The organism is Prochlorococcus sp. MIT 0916 (assembly GCF_047305155.1).
Lineage (GTDB): Bacteria > Cyanobacteriota > Cyanobacteriia > PCC-6307 > Cyanobiaceae > Prochlorococcus_B.
Window position 1 is genome coordinate 1121210 of the sequence record NZ_CP138980.1, and the last position, 22859, is coordinate 1144068.

Annotated in this window: 18 protein-coding genes, 2 tRNA genes and 3 rRNA genes; 12 read left to right on the top strand and 11 right to left on the bottom strand. The window is 37.1% G+C overall.

Annotation, left to right across the window (positions count from 1 at the left end; genetic code table 11):
- Entirely contained in the window at nucleotides 1-1260 is a 1260-nt protein-coding gene (locus SIB53_RS05795) for an HD domain-containing protein (RefSeq protein ID WP_413677331.1), read from the bottom strand.
- Between the two features lie 3 nt (nucleotides 1261-1263).
- The gene (ctpZ, locus tag SIB53_RS05800; protein ID WP_413677332.1) at nucleotides 1264-2574 is read right to left on the bottom strand and encodes a carboxyl-terminal processing protease CtpZ; all 1311 of its coding nucleotides are present in this window, start codon (nucleotides 2572-2574) and stop codon (nucleotides 1264-1266) included.
- A 69-nt stretch (nucleotides 2575-2643) separates the two neighbouring features.
- Between ctpZ and petB the strand changes: the two genes are divergently transcribed.
- Complete coding sequence (gene petB, locus SIB53_RS05805) at nucleotides 2644-3300, top strand: cytochrome b6 (protein WP_413389834.1); 657 nt, start codon at nucleotides 2644-2646, stop codon at nucleotides 3298-3300.
- Between the two features lie 55 nt (nucleotides 3301-3355).
- The gene (gene petD / locus SIB53_RS05810) at nucleotides 3356-3838 is read left to right on the top strand and encodes a cytochrome b6-f complex subunit IV (RefSeq protein ID WP_413677333.1); all 483 of its coding nucleotides are present in this window, start codon (nucleotides 3356-3358) and stop codon (nucleotides 3836-3838) included.
- Here the strand turns inward: petD and SIB53_RS05815 are convergent.
- A complete protein-coding gene (locus SIB53_RS05815; protein WP_413677334.1) occupies nucleotides 3835-5286 on the bottom strand; it encodes a glycoside hydrolase 100 family protein in 1452 nt (483 codons plus the stop codon). The genes petD and SIB53_RS05815 overlap by 4 nt on opposite strands.
- 637 nt (nucleotides 5287-5923) lie before the next feature.
- Between SIB53_RS05815 and SIB53_RS05820 the strand changes: the two genes are divergently transcribed.
- The 5 genes from SIB53_RS05820 to rrf all read left to right on the top strand — a co-directional run bounded on the left by SIB53_RS05820 (nucleotide 5924) and on the right by rrf (nucleotide 11121).
- Nucleotides 5924-7408: ribosomal RNA gene (locus SIB53_RS05820) — 16S ribosomal RNA — on the top strand.
- A gap of 166 nt (nucleotides 7409-7574) precedes the next feature.
- Nucleotides 7575-7648: transfer RNA gene (locus SIB53_RS05825), tRNA-Ile, on the top strand.
- Nucleotides 7649-7657: 9 nt separating this feature from the next.
- Nucleotides 7658-7730, top strand: a tRNA-Ala gene (locus SIB53_RS05830).
- Between the two features lie 308 nt (nucleotides 7731-8038).
- Nucleotides 8039-10914: ribosomal RNA gene (locus SIB53_RS05835) — 23S ribosomal RNA — on the top strand.
- 90 nt (nucleotides 10915-11004) lie between these two features.
- A 5S ribosomal RNA gene (gene rrf, locus SIB53_RS05840) occupies nucleotides 11005-11121 on the top strand.
- The 16S, 23S and 5S rRNA genes sit together here with 2 tRNA genes alongside, the layout of an rRNA operon.
- A 46-nt stretch (nucleotides 11122-11167) precedes the next feature.
- On the opposite strand, the gene SIB53_RS05845 is transcribed toward rrf, so the two are convergent.
- Nucleotides 11168-12016 (bottom strand): DNA-formamidopyrimidine glycosylase, encoded by an 849-nt coding sequence (locus tag SIB53_RS05845; protein WP_413677335.1) that lies wholly within the window; start codon nucleotides 12014-12016, stop codon nucleotides 11168-11170.
- A 14-nt stretch (nucleotides 12017-12030) separates the two neighbouring features.
- Nucleotides 12031-12249: a photosystem I reaction center subunit IV gene (locus SIB53_RS05850; protein WP_269609645.1), complete on the bottom strand. Its 219-nt coding sequence runs from the start codon at nucleotides 12247-12249 to the stop codon at nucleotides 12031-12033.
- 207 nt (nucleotides 12250-12456) lie between these two features.
- Here SIB53_RS05850 and SIB53_RS05855 point away from each other — a divergent pair, with 207 nt between their 5' ends.
- Nucleotides 12457-13506: a hypothetical protein gene (locus SIB53_RS05855; protein WP_413677336.1), complete on the top strand. Its 1050-nt coding sequence runs from the start codon at nucleotides 12457-12459 to the stop codon at nucleotides 13504-13506.
- 1 nt (nucleotide 13507) lies between these two features.
- Here SIB53_RS05855 and SIB53_RS05860 read toward each other — a convergent pair whose 3' ends face one another.
- Nucleotides 13508-14359, bottom strand: coding sequence for a LysM peptidoglycan-binding domain-containing protein (locus SIB53_RS05860; RefSeq protein ID WP_413677337.1), 852 nt, complete (start codon nucleotides 14357-14359; stop codon nucleotides 13508-13510).
- A gap of 44 nt (nucleotides 14360-14403) precedes the next feature.
- Nucleotides 14404-15783 carry an aldehyde dehydrogenase family protein gene (locus SIB53_RS05865; RefSeq protein WP_413677338.1) on the bottom strand — a complete coding sequence of 460 codons (1380 nt, stop codon included), beginning with the start codon at nucleotides 15781-15783 and terminating at the stop codon, nucleotides 14404-14406.
- A 151-nt stretch (nucleotides 15784-15934) separates the two neighbouring features.
- Here SIB53_RS05865 and SIB53_RS05870 point away from each other — a divergent pair, with 151 nt between their 5' ends.
- Nucleotides 15935-16315: a hypothetical protein gene (locus tag SIB53_RS05870; protein WP_413677339.1), complete on the top strand. Its 381-nt coding sequence runs from the start codon at nucleotides 15935-15937 to the stop codon at nucleotides 16313-16315.
- Nucleotides 16316-16375: 60 nt separating this feature from the next.
- Nucleotides 16376-17143: a TVP38/TMEM64 family protein gene (locus SIB53_RS05875; protein ID WP_413677340.1), complete on the top strand. Its 768-nt coding sequence runs from the start codon at nucleotides 16376-16378 to the stop codon at nucleotides 17141-17143.
- A 54-nt stretch (nucleotides 17144-17197) separates the two neighbouring features.
- Here the strand turns inward: SIB53_RS05875 and SIB53_RS05880 are convergent, their stop codons facing one another.
- The 4 genes from SIB53_RS05880 to rfbC all read right to left on the bottom strand — a co-directional run bounded on the left by SIB53_RS05880 (nucleotide 17198) and on the right by rfbC (nucleotide 20200).
- Complete coding sequence (locus SIB53_RS05880; RefSeq protein WP_413677341.1) at nucleotides 17198-17299, bottom strand: DUF4278 domain-containing protein; 102 nt, start codon at nucleotides 17297-17299, stop codon at nucleotides 17198-17200.
- 477 nt (nucleotides 17300-17776) lie between these two features.
- The gene (locus tag SIB53_RS05885; RefSeq protein ID WP_413677342.1) at nucleotides 17777-18721 is read right to left on the bottom strand and encodes an NAD-dependent epimerase/dehydratase family protein; all 945 of its coding nucleotides are present in this window, start codon (nucleotides 18719-18721) and stop codon (nucleotides 17777-17779) included.
- On the bottom strand, nucleotides 18718-19650 hold the full coding sequence (locus tag SIB53_RS05890) for an NAD-dependent epimerase/dehydratase family protein (RefSeq protein ID WP_413677343.1): 933 nt from the start codon (nucleotides 19648-19650) through the stop codon (nucleotides 18718-18720). The genes SIB53_RS05885 and SIB53_RS05890 overlap by 4 nt, the downstream gene beginning before the upstream one ends.
- A gap of 16 nt (nucleotides 19651-19666) precedes the next feature.
- Entirely contained in the window at nucleotides 19667-20200 is a 534-nt protein-coding gene (gene rfbC / locus SIB53_RS05895) for a dTDP-4-dehydrorhamnose 3,5-epimerase (protein WP_413677344.1), read from the bottom strand.
- Between the two features lie 641 nt (nucleotides 20201-20841).
- Between rfbC and rfbA the strand changes: the two genes are divergently transcribed.
- Together rfbA and rfbB are read left to right on the top strand one after the other, a co-directional pair.
- Entirely contained in the window at nucleotides 20842-21744 is a 903-nt protein-coding gene (gene rfbA, locus SIB53_RS05900) for a glucose-1-phosphate thymidylyltransferase RfbA (RefSeq protein ID WP_413677345.1), read from the top strand.
- A 61-nt stretch (nucleotides 21745-21805) separates the two neighbouring features.
- Nucleotides 21806-22843: a dTDP-glucose 4,6-dehydratase gene (rfbB, locus tag SIB53_RS05905; protein WP_413677346.1), complete on the top strand. Its 1038-nt coding sequence runs from the start codon at nucleotides 21806-21808 to the stop codon at nucleotides 22841-22843.
- Nucleotides 22844-22859: the final 16 nt, after the last annotated feature.

A 22859-nucleotide genomic window follows, 5' to 3' on the forward strand; every position in this document is an offset into this window, starting at 1 on the left:
TTAATTATGTTTGATTTTTAATTTTTCAACCTCTGTTTTTAATTCAAGTTCAATTTCTTTTGGATAAATCAACCATGAAGATTGATTAGGTTCTATTAATCTTTCAACTAATGGTGAGACTTTCTCTAGAGCCTCTAGCTTATCTCCATCCCATAAACGAAGTCCATATTTATAAGGATGATAGCTTTTAACTACTTGCTCTCTTAAACCGCATGATATATCTGGCTCCAGGCAATATTTTTCTGATAGTATTCTTGCTTTCGCTAGAGCTTCTAATCTCATATCTAGGGAGAAGGAGGATATATTTAGTGCTTTTAATAAATTCCTATTTATAAAACGTTTACAGAGAGTTGATAGATCATCATTACTAGAATATTGCCATTTATGAATATGATATCCAGTTACGACATCATCATTAGATAAAAAATCTTCTAGGCTCATATCTTTATGATTCCATAGCCATTTAGACATGTTTTTATCAGCCCAAACATTTTTTGGACCAATTTTTCTGGCTGTTTTTATGATTTGCTCTAACAACCAATTGCAAACTTCATTTAAGCGATGGTTGTAGACACTTCTATACATTAGATTTCTTATAACTAAATAATGCTCTACGGACATTAATCCTTTGGGATGTATTGCTAAATCCCCATCAGGAGCAATTGTCATTGCTGATATTATTCGATCAATATCTAACTGACCATATTTTGCACCTGTTGTATAGCTATCTCTCATTAGGTAATCAAGTCGATCACAATCTAGTTGACTACTTATTAACGAAACTATTATTTTTTTGGTTGATTTTCTTGCTTTAATTAAATTTGAAATTTTTCTTGCATTATCTGTTCCATATTTGTTAAGTACCTTAGTAATTTCTGGACTTGAATATATTAGCTTTGCTGTCCAGGTTTCATGATTAATTTTGAAAATTTCCTCACTTGTATGACTTAGTGGACCATGACCTATATCATGTAAAAGTGCAGCACCGTAAAGAATAAATTTGTGTTCTTTTAAATTAGAATCTAACTTAGATAAATGATTTATTGCTCTTCTGGCTAGATGAAATACACCTATAGAATGAGTAAACCTGCTTGATTCTGCACCATGAAATGTTAAATATGCAGGACCTAATTGTTTGATTCTTCTTAATCTTTGAAATGGCGAGGAATCTATTAATTCCATCACCATTTGTTCCTCTGGAATCGAGCTGTTTAAAGTAATTGATTGATGCAGAGGGTCATAATAGGTTCTTGTTGGCATGATTTATTCAATTTCTTTGCTAATAAATTGTTCTTGTATTTCTTGACTTTCTTTTGATAGCTTCTCTGAAACTTCTTCTTTGTCCAAAGTGGCTTGCATGATTAACTCTGCATCTAAAAGCCATCTGTCATCGTCGGAACCTGGATTAAGTGGCTCTGGCATTTCTAAGAAGCGATCAGGGTCTATTCCAAGATTTTGTATATCTCTTCCGCTTGGAGTTAAATAACTAGCAACTGTTACTGCTAAACCACTGCCATCACTAAGATTTGTCAAAGATTGTATGAGGCCTTTCCCAAAAGTTTTATTACCTATGAGCTCAGACCTTTTATTGTCTTGTAGAGCGCCGGCAAGAATCTCGCTAGCGCTTGCTGTGCCCTCATTGACAAGCGTAACCATAGGGCCGTCATAAAGAGTTTCTATTGCTGAGCTAATCGGATCATTTATTAAATCTCTTTTTTTTGTTTCAACAATAGGCATTTGGCTGAGAAAATCGTCAGCAACGGCAAGCCCTGAACTTACTAATCCTCCAGAATTATTTCTTAAATCCAAAATAAGTCCATCAATATTTTTCTCAGAAAGTTCTTCCAACGCTTCTTTAACTTGCTCAGGAACTCCCTCGCTAAATTGTGTAATTCTTAGGTAACCAAAGGTATGAGATTCATTTCTTATTCTCTTAGTCCTAACAGGTCTTAAATCAACACTTCTTCTTTCTAAAGAAATTTCTTTTATTTCATTGTCAGGTTGTTGTAATTCAACAATCACTTGCGTTCCAGTTTGTCCTCTCAATTTTGCTGCTGTTGCTTCAAGTCCTAATTGCCTTGGAGATTGACCATTGACTTTTTTTAAAATTGTTCCACTCGTAATACCTGCATCTGAGGAAGGAGAGCCTTCAAGAGGAGATATTACAACTATTTCTCCATCATCTTTTCTAGCTCCTAACTGAAGCCCAACTCCATTGATTTCACTTCCTATGTTGCTTTTTTTCATCGCTTCGTAATCATCTGGTCTCAATAAGCGCGTGTATGGATCTTCAAGAGGAAGAAGCATGGCTTCAATAGCTGAATAAGCTTGTTGAGAATTATTGATTGGTTTTTCAAGCGCTTTTTGACGGAGCTTTTTCCATTGAATTTCATCAAATTTCTTAGGAGCTACATAACCCTCATTAACTAAATTCCAGGCCTCAATAACAAGCATTTGCCCATCATTTAGGGCAAAAGTGGGTTGAATTAAGACATTAAAAAAAATCCCAACAATGGTTAAAACTGCAAAAAATCTCTGCAGTAGCTTAGTTAAAGATTTAACAGATGAAAGCATTGGATTGATCTTTTGCGGCGACCAAGGGGCACATCGAGTAAGATATTGGAAAGTACAGTGCATAAGTGGATGGCGAACTCTTCACCGGTTTATGACTGGTTCCAGGAACGTCTTGAGATACAGGACATAGCTGATGATGTCACTTCAAAGTACGTTCCTCCACATGTCAACATTTTTTATTGTCTTGGTGGAATAACACTGGTTTGTTTTTTGATTCAGTTCGCGACTGGATTCGCGATGACCTTTTATTACAAACCCACAGTAACTGAAGCATATAGCTCAGTTAGTTATCTGATGACAGATGTGAGTTTTGGTTGGTTAATTAGATCAGTCCATAGATGGAGTGCCTCAATGATGGTACTCATGCTTATTTTGCATGTTTTTCGCGTTTATTTAACTGGAGGATTTAAAAGACCTAGAGAATTGACATGGATAACTGGTGTTGTCATGGCAGTTATAACTGTTGCTTTTGGAGTTACAGGCTATTCATTACCGTGGGATCAAGTTGGATATTGGGCAGTTAAAATTGTTTCTGGAGTACCAGCTGCTATTCCAGTTATTGGTGACTTTATGGTCGAATTGCTTAGAGGTGGTGAGAGTGTTGGACAAACTACTTTGACAAGGTTTTATAGTCTCCATACTTTTGTAATGCCTTGGTTACTAGCAGTTTTTATGCTTATGCATTTCCTAATGATCAGAAAACAAGGAATCTCCGGTCCCTTATGATTTGAAATTATTTATTAAAACTAACTTTAATCACTTTAGGAAATTCTCTTAAATTATGTCTACTCTTAAGAAACCAGACTTATCTGATACCAAGCTAAGAGCCAAGCTTGCCAAAGGAATGGGTCATAATTATTACGGAGAACCAGCTTGGCCAAACGACTTATTATATATCTTTCCAGTAGTAATTCTCGGTACAATTGCCTGCGTTGTTGGCCTTGCAGTTTTAGATCCTGCATTCCTAGGAGATAAAGCAAATCCTTTTGCAACACCATTAGAGATTCTTCCTGAATGGTACCTATACCCTGTATTTCAAATTTTACGGGTCGTACCAAATAAACTACTTGGTATCGCTCTGCAGACATTGATTCCCCTAGGCTTAATCATTCTCCCTTTTATAGAAAATATCAATAAATTTGCGAATCCTTTTAGAAGACCAGTAGCGATGTCTTTATTTCTATTTGGAACACTTTTGACAATGTATCTAGGCATTGGAGCATGCTTGCCGATTGATAAATCTTTAAGTTTAGGTTTGTTCTAGAAGTTTTCCTCTAGATCAAGCATCAATACATCATCAGGCTCCGCTCTTAACAAATGATGTAATAACAAAAAACCAACAATAGTCCAAGTTTGATAAGTCCTTGATTGCTGGCCTACCCATGTGCCAGTAGGCCCATCAAAGTATTCTGCCCATTTTTGTCTTGGGAGTTGATTCAATTGACTCCAGTAGCATTCTTCTATAAGGGCTCTCATTTGTCCCATTAGTAAAACATCAGCTTGAGGATAACGTTTTTCATGAAGCAATATAGATGCACCAAAAAACCATAAAAGGCTAGGCCAATGACCGCCATTGTGATAGCTCCATGGCCAGTTTTTGGGATCTGAACCTGTTTTGTTTTGCCATTCTTCTATATCCATTGGTGGGTGGCAAATCCTCATTGGCATTTGTGCCATGAGGTGTTCACGGTTATGCAAAACGAGACGAAATAATGCTCTTTGTTGAGGTGCTGTCAACACTCCGAACATACATGCTAAGGAATTTCCCAAGCTATAAAAACGGAAATCTGGTCTACCAGTTCTTATATTTCCAATAAGGTATCCCCCTCTATTTTCAAGCCAATCTTGAAGCCATGAAGGGACTACTTGGGGTTGTACGTTAAATTCATTTTGATGTTGATCTTCGCCATATTGCTCAGTAGGCCTTCTTCTAAGAACTTGCATTGTTTTGCTTGTGACCCAATAGTGCTTCAAAAGAAATTGTCTAAGGTCTTGCACCCATTGGCGAGTTAATACAAGTCTCTGATCAAGTAATCGACTTTTTTGATGTTTCCTGCTTAATTCCATTAGTTGAATACAACTTTTTAGACATGCATGCAGCAAAACCTCTACCTCAAGAGGCGCTCCCCAAACATCCATGGGTCGATCAATCATGAATGAACAATCTGGGACAAATAAAACTGGATTGCCTTCAAAAGTGGGGTGCAGAACCAAATCAAGAAGGAGTTGAACACCTCTTTGAACCTGTTGACTTGTCCCAAAACTTTGATCGCCACTTTTTTTTACGTATAGCCAACAAAGTACTGGCCACCACAGGCTTGCATCTGCAGAGGTGATTCTTCCAATAGATCTTTGACCATAATCTGCTATTAATTTCCCTTCCTCTTCGATAAAGCTTGTTGGAAAAACTCCTCGAGTTTGATAAGTAGTACTTTGCAAATCCAGACTTACTGTCAAGAATTTCCTGACTATGTCAAATCGTTTTTGAGTTAATAGATAGATCATTACTGGGACGTTGTCCCTTAAAAAGATCTCTCCGTAATTGAGAGAATCATTTTTTGTTGGATGTTCTAAGGCCGCGACACTACCTGCAATATCTCCGGAGATTTCAATCAGCGTCTTTTCAAAATGTTCTTTAGCTCTTGCAACAACTTTGTCTTCATTCGAGTTGGGGCGAACCCTTTGATGCTGTTGGCTAAAACGTGCGGGCATTAAGATAATCTGTTGCCATCGCTAAAAGCTAGTTATGGCTTACTCCTTTGATACTGATAGTAGGAGGTAAAACATTTCATTTGCAACTTTGTTGCAACTAAGTACTTTGAGGGTCTACAATATTCTTCTGCGCAAAAGTGATTCTGGAGCGTACTCATTTAGCGGAAATTACGAAAGTTTTTTAGTTAAGTGGGAGTTTTATAACATTTGAAGACTAAACCCTTCCGTGTTGTAAGCTGAAAAACGGTCGAAAGATCGAAAAATGTTTTGGCTTCTTGCCAAAACAGAACCTAGACAACTTAAAAGTTTAGGAACTGACGCTTTTATCGCGTCTGATTCATTTTTGAATCGGATGAATTGCGATAAAGGTGTGAGGTCCCGTCAAAAGAAATTAGTTGCATAATCTGTCACTATTTCGAATTGGAGTTTCACGGCTCTATTTTGATATTTGGTGTTACAGAGTTAGAGCAACGACGGATCTGAGATCCGGGAAAGTCACGAAGATAAAACTAAGTGCACTCTTTAGAACCCTTATGAAAATAAGGTGGCAACAATCACAATCAGTACGCCAGTGCTGTTATAAGTGGGAGAAGCAAATCAGACTGAGTAGAATTAATTTTTACAATAGGGCCTGACTACAACGGAGAGTTTGATCCTGGCTCAGGATGAACGCTGGCGGCGTGCTTAACACATGCAAGTCGAACGAACCTTCGGGTTAGTGGCGGACGGGTGAGTAACGCGTGGGAATCTGCCCTCAGGAGGGGGATAACGGTTGGAAACGACCGCTAATACCCCATATGCCGAGAGGTGAAATGAATTTCGCCTGAGGATGAGCCCGCGTCTGATTAGCTTGTTGGTGAGGTAATGGCTCACCAAGGCATCGATCAGTAGCTGGTCTGAGAGGATGATCAGCCACACTGGGACTGAGACACGGCCCAGACTCCTACGGGAGGCAGCAGTGGGGAATTTTCCGCAATGGGCGAAAGCCTGACGGAGCAACGCCGCGTGAGGGACGAAGGCCTCTGGGCTGTAAACCTCTTTTCTCAAGGAAGAAGATATGACGGTACTTGAGGAATAAGCCACGGCTAATTCCGTGCCAGCAGCCGCGGTAATACGGGAGTGGCAAGCGTTATCCGGAATTATTGGGCGTAAAGCGTCCGCAGGCGGCCTTTCAAGTCTGCTGTTAAAGCGTGGAGCTTAACTCCATCATGGCAGTGGAAACTGATTGGCTTGAGTATGGTAGGGGCAGAGGGAATTCCCGGTGTAGCGGTGAAATGCGTAGATATCGGGAAGAACACCAGTGGCGAAGGCGCTCTGCTGGGCCATTACTGACGCTCATGGACGAAAGCCAGGGGAGCGAAAGGGATTAGATACCCCTGTAGTCCTGGCCGTAAACGATGAACACTAGGTGTCGGGGGAATCGACCCCTTCGGTGTCGTAGCTAACGCGTTAAGTGTTCCGCCTGGGGAGTACGCACGCAAGTGTGAAACTCAAAGGAATTGACGGGGGCCCGCACAAGCGGTGGAGTATGTGGTTTAATTCGATGCAACGCGAAGAACCTTACCAGGGCTTGACATCCTGCGAACCTTTAAGAAATTAGAGGGTGCCTTCGGGAACGCAGTGACAGGTGGTGCATGGCTGTCGTCAGCTCGTGTCGTGAGATGTTGGGTTAAGTCCCGCAACGAGCGCAACCCACGTTTTTAGTTGCCAGCATTTAGTTGGGCACTCTAGAAAGACCGCCGGTGATAAACCGGAGGAAGGTGTGGATGACGTCAAGTCATCATGCCCCTTACGTCCTGGGCTACACACGTACTACAATGCTACGGACAAAGGGCAGCAAACTCGCGAGAGCTAGCAAATCCCATAAACCGTGGCTCAGTTCAGATCGTAGGCTGCAACTCGCCTACGTGAAGTAGGAATCGCTAGTAATCGCAGGTCAGCATACTGCGGTGAATACGTTCCCGGGCCTTGTACACACCGCCCGTCACACCATGGAAGTTGGCCACGCCCGAAGTCGTTACTTTAACCCTTGTGGAGAAGGACGCCGAAGGTGGGGCTGATGACTGGGGTGAAGTCGTAACAAGGTAGCCGTACCGGAAGGTGCGGCTGGATCACCTCCTAACAGGGAGACAATTAATCGATTGTGATGTCTAGGTAATTATCTTAGGCCGCAATCCTGTCACCTTAAGGTCGATCGGTACCTCAGATTTTTGTATTAATTTTATAAATTAATCCTTTAATTTTAGTTCCTAAACTTGTCTAGGTCACACCCAACAAGGGTTTCTCCTGGGCCATTAGCTCAGGTGGTTAGAGCGCACCCCTGATAAGGGTGAGGTCCCTGGTTCAAGTCCAGGATGGCCCATTCGTTGTTGGGGGTATAGCTCAGTTGGTAGAGCGCCTGCTTTGCAAGCAGGATGTCAGCGGTTCGAGTCCGCTTACCTCCACTGAAACCTACCCTGGTAACTAAATCCCGGAGTAAAATTTTGTTGATGTGACTTAGAATTGTCTATTTGAAAAGAACCTAGCTTCTTATCATCTTTTTTAGTTGATAATATGCTGGGCTCCCGTGGATTTATTCCATGAGAATTCAGTAGAACCTTGAAAACTGCATAGATTAGAAAGAATAAAGCATCTCATGGATGCATAATTCTTTATTTATAATTTAGGTTTATAGCTAAATTATAAATATATAGAATTCATGTTTAATTCTTGAGTAATAGCCGAGCACAATTGATTTTGTGATTGTATTTAAGGTCAAGCTACAAAGGGCTCATGGCGGATACCTTGGCACACAGAGGCGATGAAGGACGTGGTTACCTGCGATATGTCTCGGGGAGCTGGATACACGCTTTGATCCGGGAATTTCCGAATGGGGCAACCCTTAGAACGGCCAGCTGAATATATAGGCTGGCACGAGCCAACCCAGCGAACTGAAACATCTTAGTAGCTGGAGGAAAGGAAAGTAAATAACGACTCCCTAAGTAGCGGCGAGCGAACGGGGAATAGCCCAAACCGATAGTTTCGACTATCGGGGTTGTGGGACAGAAATGTGGACTAACAAACCTAGAAGAAGCGCTTGAATGGCGCGCCACAGAGGGTGAAAGCCCCGTAATCGAAAGGAGAGTTAGCCTATCTGTATCCCGAGTAGCACGGAGCACGTGGAATTCCGTGTGAATCTACGAGGACCACCTCGTAAGGCTAAGTACTCCTGTGTGACCGATAGTGAAACAGTACCGTGAGGGAAAGGTGAAAAGAACCCCGGGAGGGGAGTGAAATAGAACATGAAACCATGAGCCTACAAGCAATGGGAGCCCGACTTATCGGGTGACCGTGTGCCTGTTGAAGAATGAGCCGGCGACTTATAGGCACTGGCGGGTTAAACCGAGAATGGTGGAGCCATAGCGAAAGCGAGTCTGAATAGGGCGTCTTGTCAGTGTTTATAGACCCGAACCCTGGTGATCTAACCATGGCCAGGATGAAGCTTGGGTGATACCAAGTGGAGGTCCCAACCGACTGACGTTGAAAAGTCACCGGATGAGCTGTGGTTAGGGGTGAAATGCCAATCGAACCAGGAGCTAGCTGGTTCTCCCCGAAATACGTTGAGGCGTAGCGTCTAGTGCTCCAGCAGGGGGGTAAAGCGACCATTTCGGTGCGGGCTGCGAGAGCGGTACCAAATCGTGATGAACTCTGAATACCCTGTGTGTAACTAGGCAGTCAGACTGTGGGGGATAAGCTCCATAGTCGAAAGGGAAACAGCCCAGACCGCCAGCTAAGGTCCCAAAATCAACACTAAGTGATAAAGGAGGTGGGATTGCCCAGACAACCAGGAGGTTTGCTTAGAAGCAGCCATCCTCAAAGGAGTGCGTAATAGCCCACTGGTCGAGCGATCCTGCGCCGAAAATGAACGGGGCTAAGTGTTGTACCGAAGCTGCGGATTTATTTATAAATGGTAGGGGAGCGTTCTATGTGGGGTGAAGCGTTAGCGTAAGCGGGCGTGGACTGCATAGAAGTGAGAATGTCGGCTTGAGTAGCGAAAACATGGGTGAGAATCCCATGCCCCGAAACCCTAAGGGTTCCTCCGGCAGGCTCGTCCGCGGAGGGTTAGTCTGGTCCTAAGGTCAGGCCGAAAGGCGTAGTCGATGGATAACAGGTCAACATTCCTGTACCAGTTATGTTTTGGGAAGGGGGACGGAGAAGGCTAGCCAATCCAGATGTTGGTTACTGGTTCAAGCGTTCGAGGCTTTGAGGAACGGAGAAAACGTTCTGAGCTGAGGCGTGAGTACGAGCTGCTACGGCAGCGAAGTTGGTGATGTCATGCTTCCAAGAAAATCCCTATACCCGTTAAGGCATAACTGCCAGTACCCGAAACCGACACAGGTGGGGTGGTAGAGAATACCGAGGGGCGCGAGATAACTCTCTCTAAGGAACTCGGCAAAATGGTCCCGTAACTTCGGGAGAAGGGATGCCAGCGCAAGCTGGTCGCAGTGAAGAGGCCCAGGCGACTGTTTACCAAAAACACAGGTCTCCGCTAAGTCGCAAGACGATGTATGGGGGCTGACACCTGCCCAGTGCCGGAAGGTTAAGGAAGCTGGTTAGCGTAAGCGAAGCTGGCGACTGAAGCCCCGGTGAACGGCGGCCGTAACTATAACGGTCCTAAGGTAGCGAAATTCCTTGTCGGGTAAGTTCCGACCCGCACGAAAGGTGTAACGATCTGGGCGCTGTCTCGGAGAGAGGCTCGGCGAAATAGAATTGTCTGTGAAGATGCGGACTACATACACCCGGACAGAAAGACCCTATGAAGCTTTACTGCAGGTTGGTATTGTTCTCGGGCTCTGAATGCGCAGGATAGGTGGGAGACTTTGAGGTAGTGCTTTTGGGTGCTACTGAGTCAATGGTGAGATACCACTCTTTCAGAGCTAGAGATCTAACGTTTACCCGTCATCCGGGAAACGGACAGTATCTGCTGGGCAGTTTGACTGGGGCGGTCGCCTCCTAAAAGGTAACGGAGGCGCACAAAGGTTTCCTCAGGCTGGTTGGAAATCAGTCGTCGAGTGCAAAAGCAGAAGGAAGCTTGACTGTGAGACCTACAAGTCGAACAGGGACGAAAGTCGGTTTTAGTGATCCGACGGTTCTGAGTGGAAGGGCCGTCGCTCAACGGATAAAAGTTACTCTAGGGATAACAGGCTGATCTCCCCCAAGAGTTCACATCGACGGGGAGGTTTGGCACCTCGATGTCGGCTCATCGCAACCTGGGGCTGAAGTCGGTCCCAAGGGTTGGGCTGTTCGCCCATTAAAGCGGTACGCGAGCTGGGTTCAGAACGTCGTGAGACAGTTCGGTCCATATCCGGTGTATGCGTAGGAATATTGAGAGGATTTCTCCCTAGTACGAGAGGACCGGGAGGAACGCACCTCTGGTGTACCAGTTATCGTGCCAACGGTAAACGCTGGGTAGCCATGTGCGGAGTGGATAACCGCTGAAAGCATCTAAGTGGGAAGCCCACCTCAAGATGAGTATTCCCATGGTTTAAACCAGTAAGATCACGGGAAGAACACCCGTTGATAGGCTCTACGTGGAAGTCTGGTAACAGATGCAGCGGAGGAGTACTAATAGATCGAGGGCTTGACCTTCTTTTGCTTTTACTCAAATTATTGCTTTATTCTTTCTTATTATTTTTAATAATTTCTATGCAGTCTTCAGGGTTCATACAAAATCACTATCCTGGTGTTCATGGCGATGTGGAACCACTCCGATCCATCTCGAACTCGGTTGTGAAACGCATCAGCGGCGACGATATTTGGGGGGTAGCCCCCTGAGAAAATAGCTCAATGCCAGGTAAAATATTTAAAAAAGAGCCTTAATAGGCTCTTTTTTGATGATCGATTATTTTTGGCAATTAGGACACCAGTGAGTGCTCCTTCCACAGATCTTTTCTCGTAATATCGTCTCTCCGCATTTTCTACAATTTTTCCCAGCTCTTCTATATACCCATGCCTGTCCGCCATAATTTCCATTTATTCCTTCTAAATCTCTAAAGTCACTAAATGTAGTGCCTCCTTCTCCAATACTTATTTTTAAGATTTTGACCAAGCTACTGCAAAGCTTTTTTAATTCATCGCTTTTTAAATTCCTACTTTCAGTTCTTGGATCAATACCTGCATCAAATAATGTTTCGTCTGCATATATATTTCCAACACCAGCAACAGTTTCTTGATCTAATAAAGCAGATTTAATTGAACGAGTTTTTTTCTTCAAATATTCTTTTAAATAGCCACTATTAAAATTAGTACTAAAAGGTTCTGGGCCTAATCTTTTAATTCCAGATACTATTTCTGGTACCGATTTCGCCGATGGAACGTACCACATCTGTCCAAAATTTCTAATATCTATAAAGCGCAGTTCTTTCCCTCCCTTTTCTAAAAACCGAACTCTTGTATGTTTGCATGGAAGTATTTTTTTCTCTAATAATTTAAATTGGCCTGTCATTCTAAGGTGAACAACTAAAAAACCTTTACTATTTTTCTCCTTCGTATGTAGGGATCCTATTAAATATTTACCTCTTCTTTCCCAATTACCTAAATAACTATTATTTATCTTATTCACAAAATTTTCAGATCCACCAATACTTGCAATTGATCGTTCTTTTAATACTTCTACTCTTTCAATATGAAAATTATTATTAAGTTTCTCAAGTCCCTTCCTAACTGTCTCAACTTCAGGTAATTCTGGCAAAAGTTATAAACCTGCTAACTTGCGGCAGCTTCTAATTCTTTCACTGAAAATTGACTGGTATTGGCACCACCATCAACACCACTAAAAGCTTTGAAATCACATTTTTCAAATTTGACAGTTACTGGGTACCTCATTGCTGGAGATTTATCGATAGAGACGATTTCTCCGATTTGATTGAACCAGTATGATTCTTGACGCAAAATGCGAACCTTGTCTTTTCTTGCAAAGCTCATCTGATGTCCCTAAATGATTTTAATATTATTATTATCTATCAGAACAGTAGATATTTTATATTTGTGTCACAGACTGTCGCTGGTATTTTAGAAACGTAGATCGTTGTTCAAAGATTTTTTACTTTCAGATAAAAATAATTCATGTTGATTTTATGGCGAATTTTCAATTAGCTTTGAAGTGTTTAACCTTAAAAGATTTTATTTTTTGTGATATTACAGCCATCTTTAGATCCCGCCTCTCTTAGGTTTGATTTACCTGATCCTGAGCAAGACGACTTAAGTAATATTGATTTCATTGCAAGACTAGAGAATGCATGGTCAATTTGCGAGCAGTTTGATTTGCAAACTGAAATTTGGCGAGGAAGGATTTTACGTGTTGTTAGAGATAGAGAAAAAAAAGGTGGGGATGGAAGAGGTACAGGCTTTTTGCAGTGGTTAAGGGAAATGGAAATCAGTAAAAGCAAAGCATATTCTCTTATTCAATTAGCTGATTCATCGGACAATCTTGTTGTTGATGGAATTCTTGAAGAATCAAGTGTAAATAATTTTTCTAAAAGAGCTTTTATTGAAACCGCACAAGCTAAGCCAGAGATTCAGCATATGATTTCTGAGGCTGCTAATGAAGGGAAGGACATTACGAGAAGACAAGTAAAGAGTCTGACTGATGAATTTATGGCTGCAACAAGCTCTCTGTTGCCTGATGAAATTAGAGAAAAAACACAATCAAATTTATTGCCAGCTAAGTTCGTTGCGCCCTTGGTAAGAGAATTATCTAAGTTATCCCCAATTCAGCAAAAAGAAATCTGCGAAACCTTAAGAGAAAATCCTGAAATTGATTCAGTTAAAGATATGACGAATACTGCTAAATGGATGGGAAAGTCTTTAGATGCTTCTCTCTCTTTGAGAGCTTTTCAAAATAAGAATTTAAATTTAGATAAAGCCACTCAAGAAGCTCTCAGGTTGGATTCTTTAGGGTTGCTTTCAGATGCTTTTGGGCAAGCAAAAACAATAGAGAGTTCTATTTTGAAGTTTCATTCCGCTTGGAAAAGACTAGAGGGCTTGCAAGAGAGGCTATGGGTCGAGTCTGGAAGTAGTACACCTTATTTAAGGGAGCTTTTAGACACCCTCCAAATGCTAACCGGACCAACAATAAGAGTTTCTCTTGGAGAACTTTCAGGAGGGAAAAGGTTGAGATTGCAACTTGTTGAGGAAGACTCTGAAAGATTGGAACCTCCATCTCTTGAAATGAGCAAATAATTTAAAAATTAAAATCCTGATCACAAAAATCATTAATTAATTTAAATTCAAAATCAGTTTCAGGGAAATACCAGCTTGTCCAGTAAGACTTATTTAATGTATTATTTAATGCTCTCTTTTTACAGGTAAGAGCTAAATAGAATACTTTATTTGTTTTTGTTTTTGCTTTAGCAATATAATTGCCATCAAAATATGTCCAATCTGACCAATTGATCATTAATGATCCATATTTTAGCCATTTTGAAGGTTTACTCTCTCTTAATTTTAATTTGATATTAGACTTGATTTTTATAGGATCATTTAATTTATTCAATCTCTTAATTTCTTCAATTGTGATTTTGTGTATATATGCGATGGATGCAAGATCTTCTGATTTAGACGTTTGATGATAAAGAACTTTTTTACTAGCTAACTTTATGTTTTCACTACTAATTACTTTCTTATTATTAGCTCCTTTGGGTAAAAGTATAATCTGTTTTGGCTTAAGATAAGAATTATTGCTTAGATTGTTTATGGAAATAATATCTTTTAGATTTACGTTGTAATTTCTTGCAATCTTATAAAGAGTATCTCCTTCAATAACTTTATAAGTTAGATGTTCATTATTTTTATGTTTATTAATATCTTTAAGAGGAATTATTATAACTTCTCCTTCTATTAATTTATTCGCATCATTGAAATTGTTTTTATACATTAATTCTTTTAAAGGAACTCCATATCGCTTGGATATTTTGAAAAGGGTATCACCACTTTTTGCAACAATCTTTGTTTCTGCATTAACTTTTAAAGTAAATATTGATAAGATAAATATTATATAAAATAAACTGATAGGTGTTTTTATATTTTTGAGCATCTCTGACTTAATTGATAATCTATCTTTTAGATATTAGATTTATTTTAACCTATTAATTTTTTAAGTAAAGATAAATCTAACTTATATGGAGGGTATCTGAAGTTTAGGTCTAGCCAGAAAGGTCTTTTTAGAACTGATTTGTAATGAGTAAAGTTATCAAAACCTGCTTTGCCGTGGTATTTTCCCATACCACTTGTTCCGACTCCTCCAAATGGCAGTTCAGGTATCCCTGCCTGTAAAACAACATCATTAAAACAAACACCTCCTGATGAGGTCATTGATAGTAATTTCCCTTGTTCTTTTTCACTGCCTCCAAAAAGATATAAAGCAAGGGGTTTAGGTAATAACTTGAAATCTGAAATGGCCTGATCGAGATTTGTAATACTCAAAATAGGTAGTAATGGTCCAAAAAGTTCTTCTTTCATTAGTGGATCATTTCGATTCTCGACTTTGATTAGAGTAGGGCTAATTCTTTTTTCTTTATCATTGCTATCTCCTCCAAAGATTACTTGGTTATTTTTTTTTGCCTGCTTTAGTAAATGATTAAGTCTATTAAATTGTTTTTGATTGATAATGCTACCCAGATGTTTTGAATCTAAAGGCGTATTTCCGTAGAAATCATTAATCGAATTTTTTAAGTTAGAAATTAATGAATCAAAAAGTTTATGCTCAACTAGCAAATGATCAGGAGCAATACATGTTTGACCAGCGTTTAGACTTTTTCCCCATATGACTCTCTTTGCAGTTACTTCTAGATTTGCACCATCGATAACAACAGCTGGGCTTTTGCCTCCAAGTTCTAAAGTTACTGGGGTGAGGTTTTTTGAAGCGGCTTCCATTACTTTTTTCCCTATATTTTCGCCACCTGTAAAAAAGACGTGATCAAATTGGCGAGTCATTAAATCAGCAGCAATGTTTCCATCCCCTTCAAAAACTTGTGCGATCTCTGGTAGGAAATATTTTTCTATGAGTTTTTTTATCAGATTTGATACGTTAGGAGCATGTTCTGATGGCTTTAAAACAGCCGTGTTCCCTGCGGCTAATGCACTTACTAGTGGTTGAAGAGTAAGAGAAAACGGATAATTCCATGGACCTATTATCAATACGCAGCCCAATGGATCTGGCTGGACCAATGCTTGAGCTGGTTTAAGAGAAACTGGCACATTGATTTTCCTCGGTTTCATCCAATTGGATAAATTTTTCTGCGCCAGTTTTATTTCTTGTTTGACAGCGATAATCTCAAAGAACGCTTCTGTCGCAGGCTTTCTTAAATCCTGATTTAAAGCATTTAAGATTTCTTGCTGATGATTTTCTAATAAATTTGATAATGAGTGAAGTTGTTTTCTTCTCCATTTTTCAGTTCTTGTTTTGCCAGATAAAACTAAATCTTGTAATTGATTAACTAAGAAATCTTCTAATAACATTGTTCTTTACGATTTTTATTCCTTCTAATAAAATAAATCATTTATTGAGGTTAAGGCCTGGGAGATAGCCTCATAAGTACTTTGACTCAGCTTTTGACTCCTATGCTATTGAAGTAACGGTGCTGTCTTCTGATGATTAATTAGACTAGTAATGAAAACTCTCACATGCAATAATCACTTTTTTCAGCAGACAATAAGTAAAAGGGTTTTGAGTATTATTAACGAGTTACTTGTTTTGGATATTGGCCCTAAAATAATATTCCCCAGAGGTGAAAGATTGATTAATCATTTGTTTGTTGTTGTTGTTTTCTCCTTGGTATTTGTAGGTATCGCTGAGGTGATGTACTGGTTGTATAAAAAAGAATACCTTAGGGCCAAAGCTAAATATCTAAGAGAATTAATAGATCAAAAAAATGATTTAAGTAGTTTAAATGAACCTTTTTATACATGTGTATATGAGAAATGGAACTCTGGAGAAATGCCTTTAACAGAGGCTAATACAATGTGCAGCTTAAAGTTTGATCAGAATTAGTTATCTCTATACAAAATTTTTAATAATTTCATTACTACAATTTTAAGATAGAATTAGATTTTGACCGAAAAATATTTTATGACTAATAAGTTTATCACTAGCAAATATTTGAGGTACGTAATAATTACTTTCTTCGTTGCTATTTTAAGTTTTAACATTTTTCGTCTGGATGTGAATATTATTAGTGATATCTTTTATGAAATTGTTAGCGGTTTAAATTCGAATAGCTTTTTTAGCTTAATATTAATATTATTATTATTTATATTAAGATCCATTAGTATAATAATACCAATTTTACCAGGGACAATATTTTCTGCTGCTGCTGGCTTTCAGTTTGGCTTTGCGCAGGGACTAATTATTATATTTTTTGCAGATTTCGTTTCTTGTTCAATATCATTTCTACTCGCCAGAAAATTAGGAAGAAATTATATTAGTAGATTACTTGGTTCAAGACAAATGCGAAGAGTCGAAAGCATTAGTCAATATTATCTAGAAAATAATTATTTCCTTATGACAGCTCTTTTAATGTCGGGTTTCTTTGATTTTGTTTGCTATGCAATAGGACTAACAAAAATAACATGGAAAAGGTTTATGCCTGCTTTGATTTTTAGCATAATAATCTCAGATTCCCCATTTGTTGCTAGTGGTTTTGCCGCAAGAAAAATTAAGGATATTGGATTAAAAAACTTCTTACAAAAGATATTAAACGGAGAATTAGATATGATTTCTGGAAATTATCTGATTCTATTCATAACATCTTTTTTAATAATTTTTACCTTGGCAATAATAAATATATATTTAAATAAAAGATCTAATCTAATTAAGTAGTTTATTAATATTCAGAAAAAACCCTTAAAAATTAAGGGCAAATAAAAATTTTATCTAGCTTTGGTAAGACTTACCTCTATATGTAAGTTGTACATGCTGCTTTTCTGCAACTGCTTTTTGCTGGTTGTACTTAAGACCTCTGTAGGTTAAAGACATTTTTTTTCTCCGAAATATGCTCAAGTCCCCGTTCCTTGGCTTGAGTCAAACTGCGGCTCACCTTTTGATGAGTTGAACGTTTTTTGTAGTATTTACTACATAATTACTATAAACATAATTTTCTATTGCTGGGGTACAGCTTGTTACATAAAGCAAATTGTCTTCGGTAAAAGAGGACAATATTTTGCTTGTGATCTGTGACAGTTGAAAAACTTCACGGCACGTTCCTCTTTGACTCACTAAAGACGCTTAAGTCGAAAAGTGAGGAGTAGGATTCTCCTGCAGTGGAAACAAGGAAACACTTGCACAACGATCCACAAAAGCCGCTTGTTATATAGGCGGCTTTTGTGTATTTATGCAAAATCAGAATAAAAGTCAAAGAATAACCATTCATTTCTTTGAACGAAGATTATATTTGAAACTAATTGGAAAAATTTTTCTATTACTTGTAAAATATAAGGAAGTAATAAATATTTTTTACTTAAATAATGAATTATATAATTCATGAACTGTTTTCTCAAAAGACATAATAGGTTTAAATCCAGTGTCTCTTGTCAGTTCATTAATACTAAAATCTGATTTTTTCAAACTTATATCATTAAAGGCTATTTTCCCAAATTCTAATGTATATTTTGATGGATATAATTGAGCCATGATCTCAACATATTCTTTTAAGAGTTTAGGTTCTCCAGATCCAACCCAGTATTCTTTAAATGGCTTTCCTTTTTCTCCTATTAGGTGATATGCACGAGCACAATCATATGAAGATATAACATCGAAATATAACTCTCCTGAGTTAAGCATTAACTCTTGATTATGCACAAGTTTTTTAAGCGTACCTTGTAAGAATGAGTCTCGATCATCTTTTGGACCCATTACATGAGAATTAGTAGCAAATATTACTGAGGTAGTGTATTTTTTAGCTTTTAATTTAAGCATATTTCTAGCAGCAGTTTTTGCTAAAGCATATATAAGATGCCTGTTGTAATATAAATCATTTTTATAATTAAGATTTAGATATTGTTTAGCGAAAACTTCTTCCATAGTCCCAACAAAAATAAACTTTTCACATCCAAGTTCATTAGCTGCAATTAATGCATTCTCTGCCCAGTAAACATTTTTAAGTTGTGATTTTATATTAAAGTCAGAAAGTTGATTCTCACCGCCCCATGCCAAATGATAGAAAGTTGCCCCAAATGTATTAATACTGGGATATTTTCTAATTAAGAATGGAAGACTGCTGATTTTTTCCATATTTAAATCTATATATATTAGATTTTTATTTTTACTAAGTCTTGATAACTTAATTTCTGAAAAACGACATCTTCCCATTGCTATAACAAAATAATTTTTATTTAACAAATAATTTGCCAAAGCAGATCCAATGAATCCTGAGGCACCAGTAATTATTGCAGTTTTCATTGTTTAAAAAATAATTTTGAAAATTGATTAAAATTTAATTGTGGTTTGTATTTTGTCTTTTCATATAATAAGTCATTTTTGAAAAAATTAATTATATCTTGAGGTGGATTAGAGATAATATTCTCCTCAATATTATTCTTATAATTCTCAAAAATAGAAAATATTTCATCTAGTTTATAAGGCATAGATGCACCTATATAATAATCTTGATTATTAATACCTTGAGTAGCTATTAAAGAAATAGCCTTGCAACCTTCATTTATTAGGGTTAAATCATAATACTGACTACTATTTGGCTTTTTATAAGATTCTCCTTTTGAAATCGCCTTAAGTGATTCATGAATATAACCTTTTCCATTTAATTCTTGATTAATAAAAACTGAAAAATTGCAATGTATATAATCAATTTTTTCGTAGTAACAAATCAATTTATTATAATCCCTACAGGTAGCTTTGGCTAAACTATAATCCTCTAAAGAAGGAAATTTTTTGTTAGTCGATTTCCATTTTTCTTTAATATAATTATCGAGATACGACTCTTGAACACTTCCTAAATTTATGTATCTTTTACATCCAAGTCTCTTTGCTAACTTTATTGAATCGCAAGATAAGATAATATTTTCAAATTGTTTTTCTAAACCTCCACCAGTTAATGATAAACCTCCACTCCAAGCCAAATTGAAAAATATCGAAGTATTCAAAATATGTATATTGAAGTTTTTTGAAATCTCATAAAGCTTATTAATATATCCATCTTGAATTGATACGTAGTAAAAATTTTCATTTTTTAAGATTTGACCTTCCCAAAAATTTATACGTGGAGATCTCCCAATCCCAATTACAAAAAAATTCTGGGATATCAATTCTTTTACTAATGACTTTCCTACGTATCCATTACTGCCAAGTACAAAAGCAATTTTATCAACCATTTTTATAAGTCGTTTTCTATAAATTCTCTAAGGATTTTCCAGATCTATCTTTATTTGACATTAATTGTGGTTCTAAAGGCCAATTTATATTAATTGTAGGATCATTCCAAATCAGAGTTCCTTCATGTTTTGGCTTATATTTCGAAGATGCGCAATAAATTATTTCAGTATTTGATTCAATAGTTATAAAGCCATGAGCGAATCCTTCTGGAACATACAAAATAGTTCTATTTTTTTCAGTTAGTATATGCGAGTAATATTGAGAATATGTGGGGGAACTTTTCCTAAGATCAACTATGACATCAAATATAGCTCCCTTAAATACCCTGACCAACTTTGTTTGAGAATAAGGCGGATACTGAAAGTGAAGGCCTCTTAATGTTCCTTTCTTTAATGTGTATGAGTTGTTTATTTGTGGCCAATAGTTATTTAGTGAAAGATCATTAAATTCTTTTTCGGAATATATAATACTAAAAAAACCTCTTTCATCATTAAAAAGCTTAGGTTCAATTTTGTAAGCTCCAGAAAGTGTTAGCTCTGTGAATTTCAAGGTAAAATTATATTGTTCATCTATAAAGGAATATACACTATAAAATTTTAATAAGCATTATTATTTTCTTAATAAAGTCTTCTAAGAAATCTAGACTGACAAAGTTTTTTTGTTTTCACTGCTTTTTTATGAATTGAGGCAATAACAGAAACAGGCACAAAGATTAGCCTTTTTGTATCTGAAGATTTATCCCCATGGAGGACAAGCTATAATTAAAGTAGCTGATATTAGAAGTAGTTTATATTTAGACTCTTGAAATTTTAAGTTTATATTTACGGTTTTAATTGCATTTTTATGTTCTTTTTTAATGAAAAATTAGTAAAGAAAAATGTAGAATATAGTCATATGATGAATATTTTAATAAATACTGTCACCGAAAAAATACGAACCTGTTGAGAAGTGCTTCGTAATATTTAGTCATAAACCTTGTTGGCTAAGTCTGTAAGGGTAGATGTAATACTGCTCGCAGTAGTCAATACCAACTTTGAATCTTGTAGGGGGCGCCCTAGAGAGACTCAAGAGATATTTTAGGGTTAAATGTAAGTTTTAAAGATAAACTAAGTTAGAATAATTATAATAAGTACAAGTAAAACTACTTTAGCCCAAATTATATAAAATATTATTTAAACAATTAATTTATAATGAATTATTCATCTCTAAGAAAAGGAATATTACTTGCAGGCGGTAAGGGAACAAGATTGGCTCCACTTACGAGTGCTTTTAGCAAGCAACTAATGCCTGTATACGATAAACCTATGATTTATTACTCCATAACAACTTTGATGCTTTGTGGAATTAAGAAAATTTTAATTATAAGTGATCCAGAGAATATAGATTTGTATTTCAGGCTTTTAGGTAATGGAGACAAGTGGGGTATCGAGTTGAGTTATGCAATACAAGAAAATCCAGAGGGTGTTGCTCAATCAGTTTTGATTGGGGAGGAATTTATTGATAGTAGTCATATTGCGATTGCATTGGGAGATAATATCTTTCATGGAAATGAATTTATTCCTCTTCTGCGCTCTGCAGATACTTTAAAAAAGGGGAGTACTGTTTTTGCCTATCCAGTAAGGGATCCTGAAAATTATGGTGTTTTGTCCTTTGATGATTCTGGATCAGTTGTAGGTATTGAAGAGAAACCAGAAAAACCACCTAGTCAATATGCGCTAACAGGACTATACTTCTACGATAATACTGTTGTTGAAAAAGCAAAAGAATTAACTTTCTCTGCTCGAGGAGAACTTGAAATCAGTGATTTAAATATAAAATATTTAAACGATAAACTTTTAAATATAAATATAATGGGTAGGGGCATTGCTTGGTTAGATACTGGAACAATAGATTCTCTACAAGAAGCGTCACAATATATTCGAACTTTAGAACATCGCCAAGGATTAAAAATAGGATGCCCCGAAGAAGTTGCTTGGAGACAAGGCTGGATAAATGACCAACAATTGGAAAAGTTAGCAGCTAATTTATTAAAAAGTAGTTATGGAGAATATTTAACAAAGATATTGGAATTAAATATAAAAGACGGTATTTAGTTTAAATTATATTGTTTCTCGATATATATTTTTTTTTCAAGAAAAATCCAACAGTCTAATTATGAATTTTACTAAATCTTTTAAAAGAGTACTTATTACTGGAGGGTGTGGATTTATAGGTGGAGCATTGGTGAAAAGAATACTTAATGAGACGAATTCTAAAGTTTTTAATATAGATAAATTAGGTTATGCAAGTGATAAAGAAATGTTCAGTCAGTATTTTGATATTGATAGATATCAATTCTTGAAAGTTGACCTTTTTAATATTGAAGATACAAAAAAGGCAATAAATTTTATTGACCCTGATATCATTTTTCATTTAGCAGCAGAAAGTCATGTCGATAGAAGTATAACTTTTCCAAGAATATTTTTAGAAAGTAATGTAATAGGTACTTTTAATTTACTTGAAGCAATAATGCCTCATTGGGATAAACTTCCAGCTGATAGGAAAGAATTTTTCAAGCTAATTCATGTCAGTACTGATGAAGTATTTGGATCACTTGGACAAAATGGCTTTTTCTCTGAAGAAAGTCCATATAATCCCAGCAGCCCTTACTCAGCGACAAAGGCTTCTAGTGATCTTATAGTTAAATCTTGGTATAAAACATATGGATTGCCTTCTATAATAACGAACTCAAGTAATAATTTTGGACCAAGGCAATTACCTGAGAAATTAATTCCTTTGATTATCTTTAATGCAATATCAAATAAATCTATTCCAATCTATGGTGATGGTAAAAATGTACGCGATTGGATCTACGTAGAAGATCATATAAATGCTTTACTAAAGATAGCTTTGAATGGCAAAGTAGGTGAAGCTTACTGTATTGGAGGGGGGAATCAAAGAAGTAATGAAGAGATTTTTGAATCAATCTGCGATTTGCTTGATTTAAATATTAAATCTAATTCTCCTCATAATAGATTAAAGGTCTATGTTGAAGATCGTTTAGGGCATGATAGAAGATATGCTATAGATTATAAAAAGCTAAAAAAAGAATTAGAATGGTCGCCTAAGTATGATTTTAATCAAGCATTATCTTTTACTGTAAAATGGTATTTAAACAATATAGATTGGTTTGGGAAATTCAAAGAGATATAAACTTCATCTTAATTAA

Bases quoted from the DNA above. Each gene is read 5' to 3' on its own strand.
- SIB53_RS05815 (WP_413677334.1), bottom strand. From the start codon at position 5,286: ATGCCCGCACGTTTTAGCCAACAGCATCAAAGGGTTCGCCCCAACTCG.
- petD (WP_413677333.1), top strand. From the start codon at position 3,356: ATGTCTACTCTTAAGAAACCAGACTTATCTGATACCAAGCTAAGAGCC.
- rfbA (WP_413677345.1), top strand. From the start codon at position 20,842: ATGAATTATTCATCTCTAAGAAAAGGAATATTACTTGCAGGCGGTAAG.
- petB (WP_413389834.1), top strand. From the start codon at position 2,644: ATGGCGAACTCTTCACCGGTTTATGACTGGTTCCAGGAACGTCTTGAG.
- SIB53_RS05865 (WP_413677338.1), bottom strand. From the start codon at position 15,783: ATGTTATTAGAAGATTTCTTAGTTAATCAATTACAAGATTTAGTTTTA.
- ctpZ (WP_413677332.1), bottom strand. From the start codon at position 2,574: ATGCTTTCATCTGTTAAATCTTTAACTAAGCTACTGCAGAGATTTTTT.
- SIB53_RS05850 (WP_269609645.1), bottom strand. From the start codon at position 12,249: ATGAGCTTTGCAAGAAAAGACAAGGTTCGCATTTTGCGTCAAGAATCA.
- SIB53_RS05885 (WP_413677342.1), bottom strand. From the start codon at position 18,721: ATGAAAACTGCAATAATTACTGGTGCCTCAGGATTCATTGGATCTGCT.
- SIB53_RS05860 (WP_413677337.1), bottom strand. From the start codon at position 14,359: ATGCTCAAAAATATAAAAACACCTATCAGTTTATTTTATATAATATTT.
- SIB53_RS05795 (WP_413677331.1), bottom strand. From the start codon at position 1,260: ATGCCAACAAGAACCTATTATGACCCTCTGCATCAATCAATTACTTTA.
- SIB53_RS05880 (WP_413677341.1), bottom strand. From the start codon at position 17,299: ATGTCTTTAACCTACAGAGGTCTTAAGTACAACCAGCAAAAAGCAGTT.
- SIB53_RS05890 (WP_413677343.1), bottom strand. From the start codon at position 19,650: ATGGTTGATAAAATTGCTTTTGTACTTGGCAGTAATGGATACGTAGGA.
- SIB53_RS05870 (WP_413677339.1), top strand. From the start codon at position 15,935: ATGAAAACTCTCACATGCAATAATCACTTTTTTCAGCAGACAATAAGT.
- rfbB (WP_413677346.1), top strand. From the start codon at position 21,806: ATGAATTTTACTAAATCTTTTAAAAGAGTACTTATTACTGGAGGGTGT.